The sequence below is a fragment of the Hyunsoonleella flava genome (assembly GCF_004310325.1).
In the GTDB taxonomy this organism is placed as follows: Bacteria; Bacteroidota; Bacteroidia; order Flavobacteriales; family Flavobacteriaceae; genus Jejuia; species Jejuia flava.
On the sequence record NZ_SIRT01000003.1, the window covers coordinates 178,875 to 197,403 of the forward strand.

15 protein-coding genes are annotated in these 18,529 nt (G+C 35.2%); 10 read left to right on the top strand and 5 right to left on the bottom strand.

What is annotated here, in order from left to right; all coding sequences use genetic code 11:
* The 5 genes from EYD45_RS05975 (at position 1) to EYD45_RS05995 (ending at position 4,851) form a co-directional block, all read left to right on the top strand.
* Entirely contained in the window at positions 1-1,332 is a 1,332-nt protein-coding gene (locus tag EYD45_RS05975) for a M28 family peptidase (RefSeq protein WP_130963547.1), read from the top strand.
* A gap of 163 nt (positions 1,333-1,495) precedes the next feature.
* A complete protein-coding gene (locus tag EYD45_RS05980; protein WP_165453894.1) occupies positions 1,496-2,140 on the top strand; it encodes a M23 family metallopeptidase in 645 nt (214 codons plus the stop codon).
* The gene (locus EYD45_RS05985; RefSeq protein ID WP_130963551.1) at positions 2,133-3,779 is read left to right on the top strand and encodes a M1 family metallopeptidase; all 1,647 of its coding nucleotides are present in this window, start codon (positions 2,133-2,135) and stop codon (positions 3,777-3,779) included. The genes EYD45_RS05980 and EYD45_RS05985 overlap by 8 nt, the downstream gene beginning before the upstream one ends.
* Before the next feature lie 3 nt (positions 3,780-3,782).
* Positions 3,783-4,349 carry a YdeI/OmpD-associated family protein gene (locus EYD45_RS05990; protein WP_130963553.1) on the top strand — a complete coding sequence of 189 codons (567 nt, stop codon included), beginning with the start codon at positions 3,783-3,785 and terminating at the stop codon, positions 4,347-4,349.
* Positions 4,350-4,359: 10 nt separating this feature from the next.
* Positions 4,360-4,851, top strand: coding sequence for a YdeI/OmpD-associated family protein (locus tag EYD45_RS05995; RefSeq protein ID WP_130963555.1), 492 nt, complete (start codon positions 4,360-4,362; stop codon positions 4,849-4,851).
* A gap of 8 nt (positions 4,852-4,859) precedes the next feature.
* Here the strand turns inward: EYD45_RS05995 and EYD45_RS06000 are convergent, their stop codons facing one another.
* Both EYD45_RS06000 and EYD45_RS06005 read right to left on the bottom strand, forming a co-directional pair.
* Positions 4,860-5,585 (bottom strand): LytR/AlgR family response regulator transcription factor, encoded by a 726-nt coding sequence (locus EYD45_RS06000; protein ID WP_130963556.1) that lies wholly within the window; start codon positions 5,583-5,585, stop codon positions 4,860-4,862.
* Positions 5,582-6,652, bottom strand: a complete 1,071-nt coding sequence (locus EYD45_RS06005) for a sensor histidine kinase (protein ID WP_130963558.1) — start codon at positions 6,650-6,652, stop codon at positions 5,582-5,584. The genes EYD45_RS06000 and EYD45_RS06005 overlap by 4 nt, the downstream gene beginning before the upstream one ends.
* Before the next feature lie 183 nt (positions 6,653-6,835).
* Between EYD45_RS06005 and EYD45_RS06010 the strand changes: the two genes are divergently transcribed.
* Together EYD45_RS06010 and EYD45_RS06015 are read left to right on the top strand one after the other, a co-directional pair.
* Positions 6,836-9,235: an outer membrane beta-barrel family protein gene (locus EYD45_RS06010; protein ID WP_130963559.1), complete on the top strand. Its 2,400-nt coding sequence runs from the start codon at positions 6,836-6,838 to the stop codon at positions 9,233-9,235.
* Between the two features lie 11 nt (positions 9,236-9,246).
* Positions 9,247-9,840, top strand: a complete 594-nt coding sequence (locus EYD45_RS06015; protein ID WP_130963561.1) for a hypothetical protein — start codon at positions 9,247-9,249, stop codon at positions 9,838-9,840.
* Positions 9,841-9,934: 94 nt separating this feature from the next.
* Here EYD45_RS06015 and EYD45_RS06020 read toward each other — a convergent pair whose 3' ends face one another.
* From EYD45_RS06020 to EYD45_RS06030, 3 genes are all read right to left on the bottom strand, one after another.
* On the bottom strand, positions 9,935-11,401 hold the full coding sequence (locus EYD45_RS06020) for a MoxR family ATPase (RefSeq protein WP_130963563.1): 1,467 nt from the start codon (positions 11,399-11,401) through the stop codon (positions 9,935-9,937).
* An 88-nt stretch (positions 11,402-11,489) separates the two neighbouring features.
* Positions 11,490-12,620, bottom strand: a complete 1,131-nt coding sequence (locus EYD45_RS06025) for a vWA domain-containing protein (protein ID WP_130963564.1) — start codon at positions 12,618-12,620, stop codon at positions 11,490-11,492.
* A gap of 88 nt (positions 12,621-12,708) precedes the next feature.
* The gene (locus EYD45_RS06030) at positions 12,709-13,386 is read right to left on the bottom strand and encodes a Crp/Fnr family transcriptional regulator (protein WP_130963566.1); all 678 of its coding nucleotides are present in this window, start codon (positions 13,384-13,386) and stop codon (positions 12,709-12,711) included.
* A 107-nt stretch (positions 13,387-13,493) separates the two neighbouring features.
* Between EYD45_RS06030 and EYD45_RS06035 the strand changes: the two genes are divergently transcribed.
* The 3 genes from EYD45_RS06035 (at position 13,494) to ccoN (ending at position 18,515) form a co-directional block, all read left to right on the top strand.
* On the top strand, positions 13,494-15,869 hold the full coding sequence (locus EYD45_RS06035; protein ID WP_130963568.1) for a heavy metal translocating P-type ATPase: 2,376 nt from the start codon (positions 13,494-13,496) through the stop codon (positions 15,867-15,869).
* Between the two features lie 266 nt (positions 15,870-16,135).
* On the top strand, positions 16,136-16,321 hold the full coding sequence (gene ccoS / locus EYD45_RS06040) for a cbb3-type cytochrome oxidase assembly protein CcoS (protein ID WP_130963569.1): 186 nt from the start codon (positions 16,136-16,138) through the stop codon (positions 16,319-16,321).
* Positions 16,322-16,331: 10 nt separating this feature from the next.
* Entirely contained in the window at positions 16,332-18,515 is a 2,184-nt protein-coding gene (gene ccoN, locus EYD45_RS06045; protein ID WP_130963571.1) for a cytochrome-c oxidase, cbb3-type subunit I, read from the top strand.
* Positions 18,516-18,529 lie beyond the last annotated feature (14 nt).

An 18,529-nucleotide genomic window follows, 5' to 3' on the forward strand; every position in this document is an offset into this window, starting at 1 on the left:
ATGAAAAACCTTATCGTTTCCGTTCTTCTTTTTATTTCCATTTTTGGCTATAGTCAATCTGAACAAGATATCTATAATATTATTGATGCTGTTTCCGCAGAACGCATTCAAAAAGACATACAAACGTTAGTGGACTTTGGCACAAGAAATACATTTAGTGACACCGTTTCTGAAACACGAGGTATTGGAGCTGCCAGACGTTGGATAAAAAAAGAGTTTGAATCTATTTCCAATAAATGTGACAATTGCTTAGATGTTTTTTACCAAAAAGATTTTGTGACTAAGGAAGGTAATAGACGTGTTCCTCATGATGCTTGGGTTGTTAATGTTGTAGCGATCCAAAAAGGGACAAAATACCCTAACAGATATGTGATCATGAGTGGTGATATTGATTCTAGAGCTAGCGATACTATGGATTTTACAACGGATGCTCCAGGTGCCAATGATAATGCCTCTGGTATGGCAGGCACTATTGAGGCAGCGCGTGTTTTATCAAAATACAAATTTGAAAGTAGCGTTGTATACGTAGGCTTATCCGGAGAGGAACAAGGACTTTTTGGTGGTGCAGGACTAGCCAAATATGCAAAAGATAACAACTGGGAAATTATCGGTGTATTGAATAACGACATGATAGGAAACATTAAAGGCGTTGACGGAGTGATTGACAATCGCACCTTTAGAATTTTTTCCGAGCCTGTTCCTCCAACTGAAACAGAACGCCAAAGAACACTAAGACGCTTTTACGGTGGTGAAGTAGACGGTATCTCAAGACAATTGGCTCGCTATATTCATAAAACAACAAAAACTTATATGCCAGAAATGAAACCTATGATGGTATACAGGTTAGATCGTTTTGGACGTGGCGGTCATCATCGCCCATTTAACGATTTAGGTTTTGCAGGTATTAGAATCATGGAAGCACATGAAAACTACACCCAACAACATCAAGATATTAGAGAAGAAAATGGTATTAAATACGGTGATGTGATAGAACACGTTAACTTTGGATATGCCAAAAAACTAACTGCAGTAAATGCGATTAATCTGGCTAGTTTAGCTTGGGCGCCACCAGCACCCTCAAAAGTTGCAATAGGTGGGGTTGTAGAAGCTTCAGCAAGATTTAAATGGGAAAAAGTAAAAGGAGCTAAAGGCTATAAAATTTATTGGCGTGATACCACCTCTCCCTCCTGGGATAATAGCAGATACGTTGGAGACGTTTCAGAATTTACTTTAGATGGTATTGTTATTGATAATTATTTCTTTGGATTAGCTTCTATTGGCGAGAATGGTTTTGAAAGTCCTGTTGTATTTCCGAATGAAGTGATGAGATAAAATGAAAAATGTTTTTCTATTATTCATCATTGCTTTACTGCTATTTAGTTGTTCCAAAAAGCAAAACAATAAGGGAAACATCTATTTTAAAGTCGTAGCAGATTCTATCTTCGTACTTTATGAAAATAAATTTCTCTGTCCTGTTTTTACAAAAATTGAAAATTTGAAAGATAACAGTATAGATTTTGTGCAGTCTGCACCAAACGAAACATCTTTAATAATGAAAATAAATAGTAAGCAAACAGACACTATTTCAATATTAAATAGCTATAGTTTCAAGCATTATTACGGCTATTATGAAGAAGCCAAACAAGCTTACGATACAGCTTTTAATTACGCGCTACCCTTTCCAAAAGGAAAACAATACAAAATCATACAAGGGTACAATGGAGATTTTACGCATAACACTAACTTTTCAAGATATACTATTGATTTTGAGTTAAAGATTGGAGATACTGTAGTTGCCGCACGCGATGGTATCGTCATTAAAGTTGTGGATAAGCACAACAAACAAGGCACCACAGAAAAGTATAAACCTTATGGCAACTATATCCTGGTACATCATGAGGACAATACCTTTGCACAATACGTTCATTTAAAACAGTATGGTGCATTAGTTAAAGTTGGTGATACTGTAATAAAGAATCAGCCTCTCGGACTTTCGGGATTTACAGGACTAACTACGACGCCTCATTTACATTTTGGAGTATTTAAGGCTACGACAAATGGATTTGTTTCTATTCCTATTATACTAGACTCAATTCCTGGAAAAAAATACACCAAAAATAAAATCGCTAAAAATGATTAACTCTAAATACATATTGCTGTTTTTTGTCATCTTTTCGATGATGAGCGCTAACTCTCAAGGGCTACTAGAAGATAAGCAAAATTTCACAAGACAGGACACACTTCGTGGCAGCATCACACCAGAACGTGAATGGTGGGATTTAACCTATTATCATTTGGATATTAAGGTTGAGCCTGATAAGAGGTTCATTTCAGGAAAGAACATTATTCAGTATAAAGTTCTAAAAGAAGATTCGGTTATGCAAATTGATTTGCAAAATCCTATGAAACTTTTAAAAGTGACCCAGGATGGACAAGAATTAAAAGTTGACCACGATGGAAACGCTCATTTTATTCATCTAAAAAAGAATCAAATACTTGATAAAATAGAATCTATTGATGTGTATTATGAAGGCCACCCAAAAGAAGCAGTTAGAGCCCCATGGGATGGAGGAATCTCATGGAAAAAGGACAAAAACGGTAATCATTTTATTGCATCTTCATGCCAAGGTTTAGGTGCTAGTGTTTGGTGGCCTTGTAAAGACCATATGTACGATGAAGTAGACAGCATGCAAATTAGCGTAAACGTGCCAGACAAATTAGTAAATGTTTCTAACGGAAGACTAAGACTTGTGGAACGTATTGGCGATACTAAAACCTATCATTGGGTTGTAAAAAACCCTATCAATAATTATGGTGTGAACATCAATATTGGTGATTACGTGAATTTTTCTGAGGTTTATGATGGTATGGCAGGTAATCTTAACATGGACTATTATGTCTTAAGTTACAATTTAGAAAAGGCAAAAGAACAGTTTAAGCAAGCTCGGAAAATGATGGAAGCATTCGAGCATTGGTTTGGGCAATATCCGTTTTACGCTGATAGTTTCAAACTGGTGGAAGTACCATATTTAGGAATGGAGCATCAAAGCTCAGTAACCTATGGCAACAAATATCAAAATGGCTATTTGGGTAAGGATTTATCTGGAACAGGTTGGGGCTTAAAATTTGATTTTATAATTATCCACGAAGCGGGTCATGAATGGTTTGCAAATAATATTACCAATAAAGATGTTGCAGACATGTGGATACATGAAGGCTTTACGGCATATTCTGAAAATTTATACCTAGACTATCATTTCGGAAAAAAAGCTTCGGCTGAATACGTTATTGGAACTCGAAAAAACATTCAAAACGACAGACCTTTAATTGGTTATTACAACGTAAACAAGGAAGGTTCATCAGACATGTACTATAAAGGTGCCAACATGCTTCATACGTTGCGTCAATTAATTGAAGACGATGAAAAATGGCGGCAAATACTTCGCAAAATGAATGTGGAGTTTTACCATCAAACAGTAACGACTAAGCAAATTGAAGACTTCTTAAGTAGAGAAAGCGGCAAAGACTTAACCGCATTTTTCAATCAATATTTAAGAACTACAAAAATTCCAACTTTGGAATATAAGATTGAAAAAAAGACTTTAAAATATAGATACACCAATATCGTTGATGGTTTTGATATGCCAATTCAATTTACAATCAATAATACGGCAGATTGGTTATTTCCTAATTCTGAATGGAAAACTTTAAAAGTAGATTCAAAAATTAAAACTTTTAAGGTAGATAAGGACTTTTACATCTTTTCAAAACAACTTTAAGGTTTGGAAGACTTACCAGAACTATATTTTGAACGCGATACGGATTGGTACGATTGGCTTCTGCAAAACCATGACAGGTTTAAAGCTGTTTATCTTATTTTTTTCAAGCTTGAAATGAATGTACCAACAATGCGTTGGGAAGAAGCTGTAAAAGTAGCACTCTGTTTTGGCTGGATTGATTCCACCGTAAAAAGTTTGGGCAATGGCAAACGGCGGCAGTACTTTTCCCCTAGAAATCCTAAAAGCAATTGGAGCGCCTTAAATAAAAAGTATGTTGCCGAGTTAGAAAAGGTTGGATTAATTCACGAAGCTGGCTATAATATGATTGAACTTGCCAAAAAAACGGGCACGTGGACTGCTATGGATGACGTTGAAAACGGCATTATTCCTGAGGGTTTACAAAAGGCTTTTGACAAAAACAGGCAGGCATTTGAAAATTATCAAAACTTTTCGCGTGGTTACCGCAAAAGTTATCTATCGTGGTTACAAAGTGCCAAAAGAGAAGGAACTAAACAGAAGAGAATTGCAGAAATTATTAGACTTTGTGAAGCAAATATTAAATCGAGATAATTGGTAATTTATGAAAACCAAGATTTTTGAAGTTGGCTTATTAGATCAATATCACATTTATATTCCTGAACATATATACAAGTCATTTGCAAAAGCTAAACTTAGTCGTGTAAAAGTAATGGCATCATTCCAAAGTAAAACTATCGAGTTTTATGCAGCGGTAAAAAAAGATAAAAACACAGATGATTACCGAATCATGTTTGGTAAACGGCTTCAAAAAGAGTTGGGGGTGTTGCAAAATGATTATTTTGAAATGCAATTGTTTAAGGACGAATCAAAGTATGGTGTAGATATTCCCGAAGAACTTGAAGAAGTTTTTAAAAGCGATAGCGAAGCCTTCACAGTTTTTGAGACACTTACCGCAGGAAAAAAACGCAGTATTATTTATGCCATTTCAAGATTTAAAAACAGTCAAACCCGCATTGATAAGGCCTTAATTGTCTGTGAAAACTTAAAACGTGGACACGTGAATCCATATACGATTTTAAAACCGCAATTTTAGAGATTACATTAGTACATTAATTTTTTAATATTACTCATATAACCCCTACTTACCCTTACCACATCCCCATTCAACATTGTTACATCATAACTTTTGGTATACTTATTCAGTTCTTTTACTTTATTCAGATTAATAATTGAAGAACGATGTACCCTTATAAAAACATCGCTATTCAGTTTCTCTTCAAGAGTTGAAATACCATAGTTGCTTAAAAACACACTATCGTTTACTATAATCTTTGAATAATCACCATAGGCTTCAATTCTAACCACATCTTCTAAATTAATTGTAACCAGTTTGTTTTGGCTTTGTACCAAAATACGTTTAGGATATTTTGATGTTTCCATTAGCAGACTCTCAGCCAATGGACGCGCTTTATTGTTTGAATTGTTGCGAAGTTTTTCAATTGCTACCTTAAACCGTGCTTTGGTATATGGTTTCAAAAGATAATCTATCGCATGAACTTCAAATGCTTTTAAAGCATATTGGTCATAGGCGGTGGAAAAAATAATCTGGGGTAATTCCTCCAAATGTGTTAAAACATCAAACCCCGTCATTCCAGGCATTTGTACATCCAAGAAAACCAAATCTGGCTTAAACTCATTGATAAGTTTTACGGCATCAACACCATTATTGGCTTCTCCAAGAAGAATAAGTTCTTCATAATCTTCAAGATACTCTTTAATTAACTGGCGTCCTGAAGCCTCGTCATCAACAATTATTACTTTTCTCATATTGCAAACGAAATCTTTAATCCTTTAGGAGAGTTATCTGATAGTTTTAAGGAGCTTTTATACATTTTTTCTAAGCGCAGTTTGGTGTTAGTTAAACCAATGCCTTTTTCAAAAACTGATGCCTTATCCTTAATACCAACACCAGTATCGGTAATTTCAAAATGTAGTTTATCGTCTAGTTTGAAAATTGATATTGAAACTTCGCCACCTTCAATTAATGAGGACAAACCATGCTTAATAGAGTTTTCAACTAATGGCTGCAACAGCATTGGTGGTATCAATTCATTTTTTAGATTATCATCAACATTGATGTTCACCCGCAAACGTTCTTGAAAACGTTCTTTCTCTAGAGTTAAATATTTATTTACGAATTCTAGCTCTTCCCTAAGTGGAACTCTGTCTACCTGGGATGCTTTTAATTGGTATCTAAACAAATCTGAAAGCTCTGCAATGAGATGTCTTGTTTTTTCGTTTTCCGGCGGTACCGACGCACTAATGGTATTAAAAATATTGTAGAGAAAATGGGGATTCAATTGTGCTTTTAAAGCAGATAGTTCACTTTTTAAAGCAGAACTTCTAAGTTCTCCTTCCAAAATTAGCTTCTTTTCGTTTTCCTTATGGTAGCTATAAGAGTGTAAAATACCAAACTGCAATATGTAAAACAGCGCAGGAATATAAATGTCCCAAACGGTGCCCCTACCTGTTAAGTGACCAAAACCGACAATATCTGAAGCCAAATAATAACTTTGTTGCCATACCACTACAAATAGGGGAAGTAATATTATATGAAGCAATAAAAGCCTCCGATTTGGCCAATGTTTTAGCTTTTTAAAAAGTAACCACCAAATAGGTATGGTAAGTAAAAACTTAAGTAAATAATCGAGTCCACTATCATCTAAAAAACTTATTGGTTCAAACAAAATGTCATCTTCACGCTTAAAACCACCTCTATTATACCACAATGTTACATGATAAAACATAGCCAAAACCAAATAAAACCCACCAAATATCACTAATTCGCTAATAGGTATTCCAAATAATTTTCGTTTGAAGAATGAACTTTTCATAGTATACACTTTCCACAAAACTAAAGGTAGTAATTTAAACAACATTCTACTTTCTGACGAGTCGGCATATATATCGATGAATTGGAAAGACCAGTAATCTGCGTATATGCCAACTTAACGGTTATTGCGTGTGCGTATCACATAAGAATTCCAAATTTGTGCCAACGATTAAAATAAAAAATTATGAAACCGTTTACACTAGTCTTACTTTTAGTTTTTGGTACAACCGTGGCACAGAACTCTATTTCTGGAACCTTAGTTACAGAAAACCAACAGCCCATACCTGCAGCTATTATCTCATTATTAGACGCTGGAACCAATGACTTTGTAAAAGGCGAACTATCTAAAGACAATGGCTATTTTAAAATTGAAAACATCGCCAATGGCTCATACATTATTTTAATTACGAGTTTAGGAATGAAAGACTATAAATCTGAAGTTTTTAAACTAAAAGGTATGGCTAAAAACCTTAATACCATCACCATGCTGGAAAACACCGCAGAACTTAGTGAGGTTACCGTGGTTGCAGAAAAGCCAATGATAGAGGTTAAAGCAGACAAAACCGTTTTTAATGTGGCGGGAACTGTAAATGCCATAGGCGATTCTGGCTTTGAATTATTACGAAAAGCTCCGGGTATCATTATTGACAACTCAGATAACATTATCGTTGAAGGTAGAACTGGTGTACTATTTTATATTGACGACAGACCATCCATTCTTAGAGGACAAGATTTAGTAAATTTTCTTAAAACCTTGCAAGCAAGCGATATTGAATCTATCGAAATCATCACCCAACCTTCATCAAGATATGATGCCGAAGGTAATGCAGGTATCATAAACATTAAGCTCAAACGCGATAAATCTCTCGGTACAAACGGAACTGTTGCCTCATCACTAACCGTCGGTGACTTTGCCAGAACAAGTAATTCATTATCGTTTAACAACCGCAATAAAAAAACAAATATTTACGGTACATATAGTAATTTCTTTGGAAAAAGAGCTAGTTTCATCAATCTCAATCGAACTCAAAATGGTACCAATTTTAATGCTAGAACCCAAAATGTTTTTGATAATAACAGAAACAATGTAAGATTGGGGTTTGATTTCTTCGCAAATGAAAAATCAACTTTTGGCATTATCGTAAATGGTAATTTTAATAATTCTAATTCCGAAAGTGATTCCCGAACTCCCATCACGCAAAATGGTGCCAATAGCCCTTCTGAAATTTTAGTTGCGGGAAGTGATTCAAAAAATAGAACCTCAAATATTTTTACAAACTTGAATTACAGGCTCAAAGATACTTTAGGCCATTCCTTAAATATCGACTTTGACTATGGTAAGTATGACAGTAAGCGCGAAAACTTACAACCTAATCGTTATTTTGATGGAAACGAAACTCAAATTTTGAGTGAAAACATCGTGTTTTTTGATACGCCAATAGACATTTCAATTATTTCTGGACAAGTGGATTATGAACAAAATTTACTTAAAGGCAAATTAAGCCTTGGCGTAAAATATTCAAAAGTAAAAACAGATAATAGCTTTGATGCATTTGATAGAACCAACGGAAATAATGATTTAGACGAATCACAATCCAATGACTTTAGTTATGATGAACGGATAAGTGCTGCCTACTTTAATTACAGCAGAAAACTTAAAAAACTTAGTATTCAATTTGGCTTACGAATGGAAAATACCATATCAGATGGCATTCTAACCAGTTTATTGGGCGATCAAAATAATCGCGTAAAGCGAAATTACACCAATTGGTTTCCAAGTGGCGGCATTACCTATCAAGCAAATAGAAAAAACAGTATTGCATTGATTTACAGTAAACGGATTCAAAGACCAAATTACCAAAGTTTAAATCCTTTTCAATATCGCATTGATGAATTGTCATTTAGACAAGGTAACCCATTCTTACAGCCTCAATATTCCGATAATATCAAACTATCCCATACTTATAATTACCGATTAACTACCTCGTTAAGTTACAGTTTTATATCAGATTTTTTCGCTCAGGTAACTGAAGCTGTTGGTAACGATCAAAACTTTATTATACAACGAAATGTAGCAGATCAGGAAATCATCAACCTTGGGATTTCGTATCCCAAAAAATTTAACGATTGGTGGCGGATATACTTTAGCGTAAATGCCTATAGAAGTATCTATAAAGCTACCAATCCAGACTTTGTTTCAATATCACAAAACACCTTGAGTTTGTATGCACAAAACACATTTACCCTACCCAAAGCAATAACCTTTGAAGTTTCAGGTTGGTATAGTTCTCCATCAGTTTGGGGAGGCACTTACGAAACCAAAAGTTTAGGCTCTCTAAACTTGGCTTTTCAAAAGAAATTCCTCAGTGAAAAGCTTACAGCCAGATTAGGGTTTAATGACATACTGTTCACCTCACCATGGCAAGGTACAACTCGCTTTGGAGAACTCTTTATTGATGGCAATGGTGGCAGCGATAGTAGGCAAATACGCTTTAACCTCACCTATAATTTTGGTAGTGACGAAGTTAAAAAAGCGCGCAAAAGACAAACAGGAATAGAAGATGAGAAAAATAGGATCAATTAAAAATCAAAATTATGGAAAGGACAAAATTTTTACTCGTGGTAACGTACCTTCTATTTGCGACTAGCGGGTACTCGCAAAAAACATATCTTAAAATAACAAAATCGGAACAAACAAATGACTATACAATGTATCCACCTGGAACAAAATTTGAACTTAAGAATAAACATGGCTACATTGTTTTTAAGAATAGTGATACTCCGGGAGCTATTCTAATTAACGAAAACTATACTTTGTATGTATACCCAAGCTGGAAAAATAGCCCCGATAAATTCAAACTTTCGGAAGGAAAAGTAGAAAAACTACTTACATCACACTTTTCAAAGTCAAAGGTTAAAAAACATTTAACAATTAGTAATGGAGTTACTGCAGAATATACAATTCATAAATCAGACAAAAAACCAAATAAAAAGAACCTTAAATTCAAACTCAGCAACGGGATTACTTTTGAATATTACGATGACAAATACTATGCATATTTAAACAAAAAAGAGAATTATCTCCAGATAAAAAAACAATATATTATAGAATCAGAAATAGGAACATTAAAATTAAGTTTTAATCCGAATAGTGGCATTGTTTGGTGGGTTTTTGAAGAAAACAAATAATTCTATGGCTCAATCAAACCATTAAAAATACTACAAAAAAGCATCAATTTTTTTAAACTGATGCTTTCAGTATGTTTTAATTCAATTGAAAAAGTTAAATACCACTTATAAAACTTCCGTAAGGATCTTTAAATTGAATGCCCTCAGAGAATCGATGCTTACTTAATTGTTTGTATTCTGCCAATGCCCATAATATAAACTCTTTAACAAAATAACTATCTCGTTTCTTTAAATTAGGCTGATATTCGCCAAGTAAATCATCTAGAGGAGCCACCGCATCCAACATACTTTGGTATTCTTTATCTCTTAAATCGTCTAATAACTCAAAACCATCTTTTTGATTAAAAAACCAAGATACAATATCATCATAAGGTGTTTCATCATCTTGCTTTTTTAACTTTTCTATTTTAGGGAAAAACTCCAAAAACAGATTCTTAACAGCTTCCCCTATTAAATTATAAGCTACCACGGCTGCACCTTCCTGCTCGCCCTCATACACCAATTCTACCTTTCCAGTAATGGAGGGAATCACTCCAACAAAATCACTCATGCGTAAACTTGTCTTTTCATCCCTAGCTAATAGTGCGCGTCGCTCCGCGGTACTTAACAAATTTTCAAAACCAGTAATACTCAATCTTGCACTTACACCACTCTTAGCATCAATGTATTCACTTTCCCGTGCTTCAAATACAATTTGCTCTAATAAGTCTTTAGCCAAATCTGGAACGTATACGTTTTCTTTTTGACCTTCCACCAAGTTAGCTTCCTGTTCGGTAATCAAACGTGCTGTTTCAATATCCTCTGGATAATGTGTTAAGATTTGAGAACCAATTCTGTCTTTTAAAGGTGTAACGATACTTCCCCTGTTGGTATAATCTTCAGGATTTGCAGTAAACAGAAATTGAATATCTAAAGGTAGACGGACTTTAAAACCTCTTATTTGAATATCGCCTTCTTGTAAAATATTGAACAGTGCTACCTGAATCCTAGCTTGTAAATCTGGCAATTCGTTAATTACGAAAATGCAACGATTTGCCCTTGGAATCATGCCGTAATGAATTACGCGATCATCGGCATAACTTAACTTTAAATTAGCTGCTTTAATGGGATCAACATCTCCGATAATATCTGCAACAGTTACGTCTGGCGTTGCCAATTTCTCAGCAAAACGCTCGCTTCTATGCAGCCATGAAATCGGGGTGTCATCTCCTCTTTCTTTTATTAGTTCCACTGCATATCTTGATATTGGATTAAGTGGATCATCATTTACCTCTGATCCCTCGACAATAGGTATATACTCATCAAGTAAATTTAGCATTAGTCTTGCCAAACGTGTTTTTGCTTGTCCGCGCAATCCTAATAAGTTGATATTATGTCGTGATAATATGGCACGTTCCAATTCTGGAATCACGGTATTTTCATAACCGTGAACACCCTCAAATGTGGTTTCTTTATTTTTAATCTTTTGAATCAGGTTATCTCTTAATTCGTCCTTGATAGATTTAGATTGATATCCTGCTTGTTTTAGTGCTCCTAAAGTTTTAATTTTTTCTGTTTTCATATAACTGCTTTTAGCTATTGGCTCATAACCTTTAGCGCTTACTCTTTCTTTAAAAAATCTATAAAAGCTAAAGGCTAAAAGCTTAATCTTATCCTCTAATTCTCTTTTTTCTATTGGTCTCGTAATCTTCAAAAATCATTTCGCCTAAACCTTTTAATCCTGTATAAAATGCTTTTCCTTGGTTGGCATAGGTAAACTCACGCACAAACTGCATTAGATAACTATCCTTTGCTATCATAAAAGTCGTTATCGGTATGTGCAATCGTCTTGCTTGTTGCGCCATCATATAACACTTATTAATAATGTGCGTATCCAGCCCCATGCTATTTTTATAATACTGCCCATCGGGTAAACGCAAACAACTGGGTTTACCATCGGTTATCATAAAAATCTGCTTGTTGGTGTTTCGTTTTCTTCTAAGTAAATCCATAGCTAATTGTAATCCAGCAACAGTATTAGTATGATATGGACCAACCTTTAAATACGGTAAATCCTTAATCTCTATACGCCACGCATCATTTCCAAAAACAATGATGTCTAACGTGTCTTTTGGGTAACGCGTTGTAATTAATTCTGCCAAAGCCATGGCCACTTTTTTAGCTGGTGTGATGCGGTCTTCACCATATAAAATCATACTATGGCTAATATCAATCATCAACACGGTACTCATCTGCGATTTATGTATGGTTTCTTCAACCACCAGGTCGTCCTCAGAAAGGGTAAAATCTGAAATACCATGATTAATCTGTGCATTTTTCAAACTCTCAGTCATTGATACTTTATCCAGGGCATCACCAAATTGATAGCCTCTAAAATCTCCCGTATGTTCATCGCCAATACCTGGACTTTTACTTTTATGATTGCCTTGTCCGCTACGTTTTATCTTCCCAAAAATTTGATCTAAAGCCTGCTGTCTGATAGCTCGTTCTGTTTTTGCTGTAATAGCCAAAGAAGAACCATCGCCATCAGGGTCAATTTCCTCACGTAAATATCCTTTCTTTTTTAAGTCCTCGATAAAATCCTCAATGGTGTATTCTGGTGTTGTTAGCTTATACTCCATATCTAATTCGCGCAACCAACTAATGGCTTCATTAAAATCACCAGAGGTGTGGGTGATAAGCTCTTTAAAAATTTCAAAAAGTGTATCAAAAGGGGATTTATAAGGCGATTCGTAAGTCTTAAAAACGAAACCTTTTCTAAAAATTTTATTCTCTTTCATAGCAATATAAAAATACTACATTTTCATATAACACTTGAAAGATAGCCATTAAATTTATCTATACTTTTGAGCGAAAATTGAATAGTGCTTATTCAACACGGTTCAAACCATTCAGATCTTCAATCTTGATATACTTACCTACTGTAGAAATTAACCCTTCTTTTTTAAATTGAGACAACACTCTAATAGCAGATTCAGTAGCTGTACCAACAATATTAGCATAATCCTCACGAGATAACACCAAGCTTATGGTACCGTCAGGATTGGTCCCAAAATTCTTTTCAACATAAATTAACGTTTCGGCTAAACGCTGTTTTACAGACTTTTGAGCCATATCCACGATAACATCATCGGCTTCTTTTAAATCGTGAGCCATATCCTTCAACATATCCAAAGTAAACTTAGGATTTCGCTCTAAATCTGAAATAATCTCACTCCTTGGAATGAAACACACTTCCATATCATTTAAAGCGGTTGCTTGTAAATTGGAACTCTCGTTAGACACTAAAGAACGTTGCCCTATAAGCTGACCTTTAACCACCATTTTTACCACCTGGTCCTTACCATTTTCACTTAATTTCGACAACTTACAAATGCCGTCTTTAATACAGTATACACCATTTATCGACTCTCCTTCCTCGAAAATCACTTCTCCTTTTTTAATAGTTTTGGAGGTTTTGCAACCTGAAATACGTATCAATTCGTCTTTCGTAAGAGACTTTAGTGCATTAAATTGCTTAATGATGCACTGTTCGCATTTGCTCATACCAGATAATTTATTTAAAAAGTAAAAATAAATAAAACATGACAGATATCATATTCTAAACAGCACTAAATTAAAATATTTGTAACAGGTATAAACGAGCAAATATTATGGGAGCAAAAACATGTTTCCACTGTGGATTGGATGCCACATCTTCTGAAATTAGATATGATGATAAGTCATTTTGTTGTAACGGTTGTAAAACTGTTTACGAGATATTTTCTGCAAATGATTTAACCTGTTACTACGATTTACAAGATGCTCCAGGAGCTACTCCCAAAGAGATTGAAGGCAAATACAACTTTTTGGACAATGCTAAAATTGTGGAAAACTTACTTGAATTTAACGATGACAACACACAGATTGTTACGCTATATATTCCACATATTCACTGTAGCTCTTGTATATGGATTCTAGAAAATTTGAACAAACTGAACTCTTCAATAAGCTCATCAATAGTGAATTTTGGAAAGAAAACTGTTCGTGTAAATTATAATGCAGAAAATTTTTCACTTAAGCAATTGGTAAGACTTTTAAGCAGTATTGGCTATGAGCCTTTTATCAGTTTAGATGATTATAGTGTTGGCAAAAAGAATGTAGATCGTTCCCTAATATATAAACTTGGAATCGCTGGTTTCGCTTTTGGAAACATCATGTTTTTATCATTTCCAGAATATTTTCAAGTGAGCGGTTTTTGGATTGAACAGTATGCGCCAGTATTTAGATGGCTAATGTTTACCTTTTCGATTCCTGTTGTTTTTTATTGTTCTCTCGACTATTTCATTTCAGCCTATAAAGGTTTAAAATCAAAACTTCTAAATATTGATGTGCCTATTGCTTTAGGAATTACAGTACTCTTCTTAAGAAGTACTGCTGAAATAGTTTTTGATATCGGTACAGGCTTTTTTGATAGTCTTTCAGGTTTAGTATTCTTTCTTTTACTTGGAAAGTTTTTTCAGCAGAAAACCTACAATTTCTTATCGTTTGAGCGCGATTATAAATCGTATTTTCCTATCGGAATTACTAAAATTGATAGTAAAGGCAAAGAAGAAGCCATTCAGGTATATGACATAAAGAAGGGCGACCGATTATTGATTAGAAATGAAGAGTTAATTCCTGTGGACTGTATTTTGATAAAGGGAAATGCACGCATTGACTATAGTTTTGTAACAGGGGAATCAGACGTAGTTTCAAAACAGTCGGGCGATAAATTATTTGCTGGTGGTAAACAACAAGATGGTAGTATTGAAGTTGACGTTTTAAAAACCGTTGAACAAAGTTACTTAACGCAATTATGGAGTAATGATGTATTTAATAAAAACAAAGAGGATAGTTTTACAAACCTCACCAATAGTATTAGTAAGCAGTTTACAGTCGCAGTACTCAGTATAGCAATAATTGCAACAAGTTATTGGTTAATCGTGGATGATTCCAAAGCTTTAAATGTGTTTACCGCGGTTTTAATTATTGCCTGCCCATGTGCTATTGCACTAGCCGCTCCTTTTACTTTCGGGAATCTATTGCGCATATTTGGAAATCTGAAATTCTATGCTAAAAATGCTACCGTTATTGAACAATTAGCGGCTATTGACACTATTATTTTTGATAAAACAGGAACAATAACAGCTAATAAAGAAACATCTATTGCTTACGAAGGTTCTGAACTCTCAGAAGCTGAAGAAGTGCTATTAAAAAGTTCGTTGCGAAATTCTAATCATCCATTGAGTCGCTTGTTGTATGAACTTTTAGAAGATAATGATATTTTGACTTTAGATGATTATAAGGAACACATTGGGAAAGGTATTGCTGCGAAACACGATACAAATTCTATAAAAATTGGCTCTGCGCCATTTGTAGGATATACTTCTGAAACTGCAACCTTAAACACCGCAGTTCATGTGAGTACCAATAATAAATACAAAGGGAAATTTACGTTTTACAACAAGTATAGAAAAGGTATCTCGAAATTGTTCAAGCGCCTTAAAAAAGAATATGATTTGGTGATATTGTCTGGTGACAATGCAGGAGAGAAGGAAAACTTAACCAAACTATTGCCTGCCAAAACAAAATTGTTTTTCAATCAAAAACCTGAAGATAAACTGGAGTATATAAAACACCACCAGAATTCTGGGGCTAAGGTGTTAATGATTGGTGACGGATTAAACGATGCTGGTGCTTTGGCACAAAGCGATGTTGGTATTGCAATTTCTGAAGATGTGAATGTCTTTTCGCCTGCTTGTGATGCTATTTTGGATGCCACTAAATTCAATCAACTGTACAATTTTATAAGAGCCTCAAAATCGGCTATTAGCATAATAAAATGGAGTTTTGTGCTATCGTTTATTTACAATACAATAGGACTTTATTTTGCAGTTACAGGACAATTAGCCCCTGTGGTTGCGGCTATTTTAATGCCCTTAAGTTCGATTAGCATTGTGGCGTTTACCACAGTTTGCACAAACGTTTTGGGAAGAAAACTAAGATAGACTCTGTAATGAATTTGGCAGATTGATGCGTTAGGGATTGAACGGTATACTTCGACTGCGCTCAGCACAGGTGTTTGAAATCCCCAACGCAGGAGAGATTAAGTAGTGAAATAGTTTTATTCACGATTTCACTAATTTGAAATAATAATCAATGAGTAAAGCCCAACCCCTTGTGGGTAACGCCAAAAAAATAAATGGAAACATGACAAATGTCATCTTTTAAAAAGAACTATGAAAGTATTTTTGAACCGTAACTTCAGATAGGTATGAGTGTTATATATATTTTACTAGCAGTAAGTATTTTAGTTGCTGTTGCGTTTTTTGTAGTGTTTGTTATTGCCGTAAAAAGAGGGCAATTTGACGACAGCTATACGCCATCGGTACGTATGTTATTCGAGGACGAATTGATAAAAGATAAAACCAATAAAACGATACTAACCAAGAAAGAATAAATTTTTAGATATGGAAATGCAACAATTTCATTACGATAATAAAATCGTTACTAAGTTTCTTTATGCCACCATTATTTTTGGGGTTGTGGGAATGGTGGTAGGCTTATTGCTTGCCTTTATGTTTTTATTCCCGAATTTAACCGATGGTATTTCATGGCTGAGTTTTGGTCGCTTACGTCCATTACACACCAATGCCGTAATTTTCGCCTTTGTAGGTAATGCCATGTTTGCAGGGGTCTATTACTCTTTACAGCGTTTATTAAAAACGCGAATGGCGAGTGACTTATTAAGCAACATCAACTTTTGGGGATGGCAGCTTATTATCGTAGCAGCAGCAATTACGTTACCTCTTGGAATCACAACATCAAAAGAATATGCCGAACTGGAATGGCCGATTGACATTGCCATTGCTCTAGTATGGGTTGTTTTTGGTGTAAATATGATTTGGACGATCTTAAAACGTCGTCAACGTCATTTATACGTAGCTGTTTGGTTTTACATTGCTACGTTTGTTACTGTTGCTGTACTTCATATTTTTAATAGTTTAGAACTACCTGTAAGTGGATTGAAGAGTTACTCGGTTTACGCCGGTGTGCAAGATGCACTTGTGCAATGGTGGTACGGGCATAATGCGGTGGCATTCTTCTTGACGACACCTTTCTTAGGTTTGATGTACTATTTTGTACCTAAAGCTGCAAACAGACCTGTGTATTCTTATAGACTCTCTATTGTACACTTCTGGTCGTTAATTTTCATATACATTTGGGCAGGACCTCACCACTTATTATATACTGCTTTACCAGAATGGGCACAAAATTTAGGTGTTACCTTTTCTGTGATGCTATTGATGCCGTCTTGGGGTGGTATGATAAACGGTTTATTAACCTTGCGTGGTGCTTGGGATAAGGTAAGAACAGACCCTGTTTTGAAATTCTTGGTAGTAGCAATTACTGGTTACGGTATGGCTACTTTTGAAGGGCCTACCCTATCACTTAAAAATGTAAATGCTATTGCCCACTTTACCGATTGGATTATTGCGCACGTGCACGTTGGCGCTTTAGCTTGGAATGGTTTTATGGCATTTGGTATTATTTATTATTTAATTCCAAGATTATTTAAAACAAAACTATACTCCTTAGGGTTGGCCAACTTACATTTCTGGTTAGGTACTTTGGGTATCATCATTTACGCATTACCTATGTACGTTGCTGGATTTACCCAAGCTAGTATGTGGAAACAGTTTAATCCTGATGGTACTTTAGTATATGGTAACTTCCTTGAAACCGTTACTGAAATTATCCCGATGTACTGGATGCGTGCTATTGGTGGTACACTTTACATTGTAGGTATGTTGATTCTTGTGTATAATGTAATTGCTACTGTAAGAAGCGGAAGCAAAGTACAAGATGAAGCAGCAGAAGCACCAGCATTAGAGCGTGTAACCAAGAGACGAACGGCAAATGAAGGATGGCACACATGGTTAGAAAGACGACCAATTCAGTTAACCTTATTAGCTACCGTAGCAATTTTAATTGGTGGAATTATCCAGATTGTACCAACTATTATGGTAAAATCTAATATTCCAACCATAGCCAGCGTAAAACCTTACACACCTCTAGAATTGGAAGGAAGAGATATCTACATCCGTGAAGGCTGTGTGGGTTGTCACTCGCAAATGATTCGTCCGTTTAGAAGTGAAGTAGAACGGTATGGAGAATATTCCAAAGCTGGAGAGTATGTGTATGACCATCCATTCTTATGGGGTAGTAAACGTACAGGGCCAGATTTACACCGCATCGGTGGTAAGTATTCTGACAACTGGCATTTTAACCATATGTACGATCCGCAAAGTACCTCATCAGGTTCTATCATGCCACGTTACCAATGGTTAATTAAAAACGAGCTGGATAAGTCTCAAACCGAGGCTAAAATGAAAACTATGGTTTCACTTGGTGTACCTTATTCTGATGAAGAGATTGCCAGCGCACAGCAAAGTATGCTTGAACAGGGAACCCAAATAGAAGAGAACCTTTACAGTGATCCAGACTTTGCAAAAACCTACGAAGCTGATAAAAAATATGCAGCCGAAAGTGGTGAAGCATTCGTAGAAATGAAGAATAGAGAGATCACAGCTTTAATTGCATACCTCCAACGTTTAGGTACTGATATTAAAGTAGAAACTGCTCAAAAATAAACCCATAAACTAAA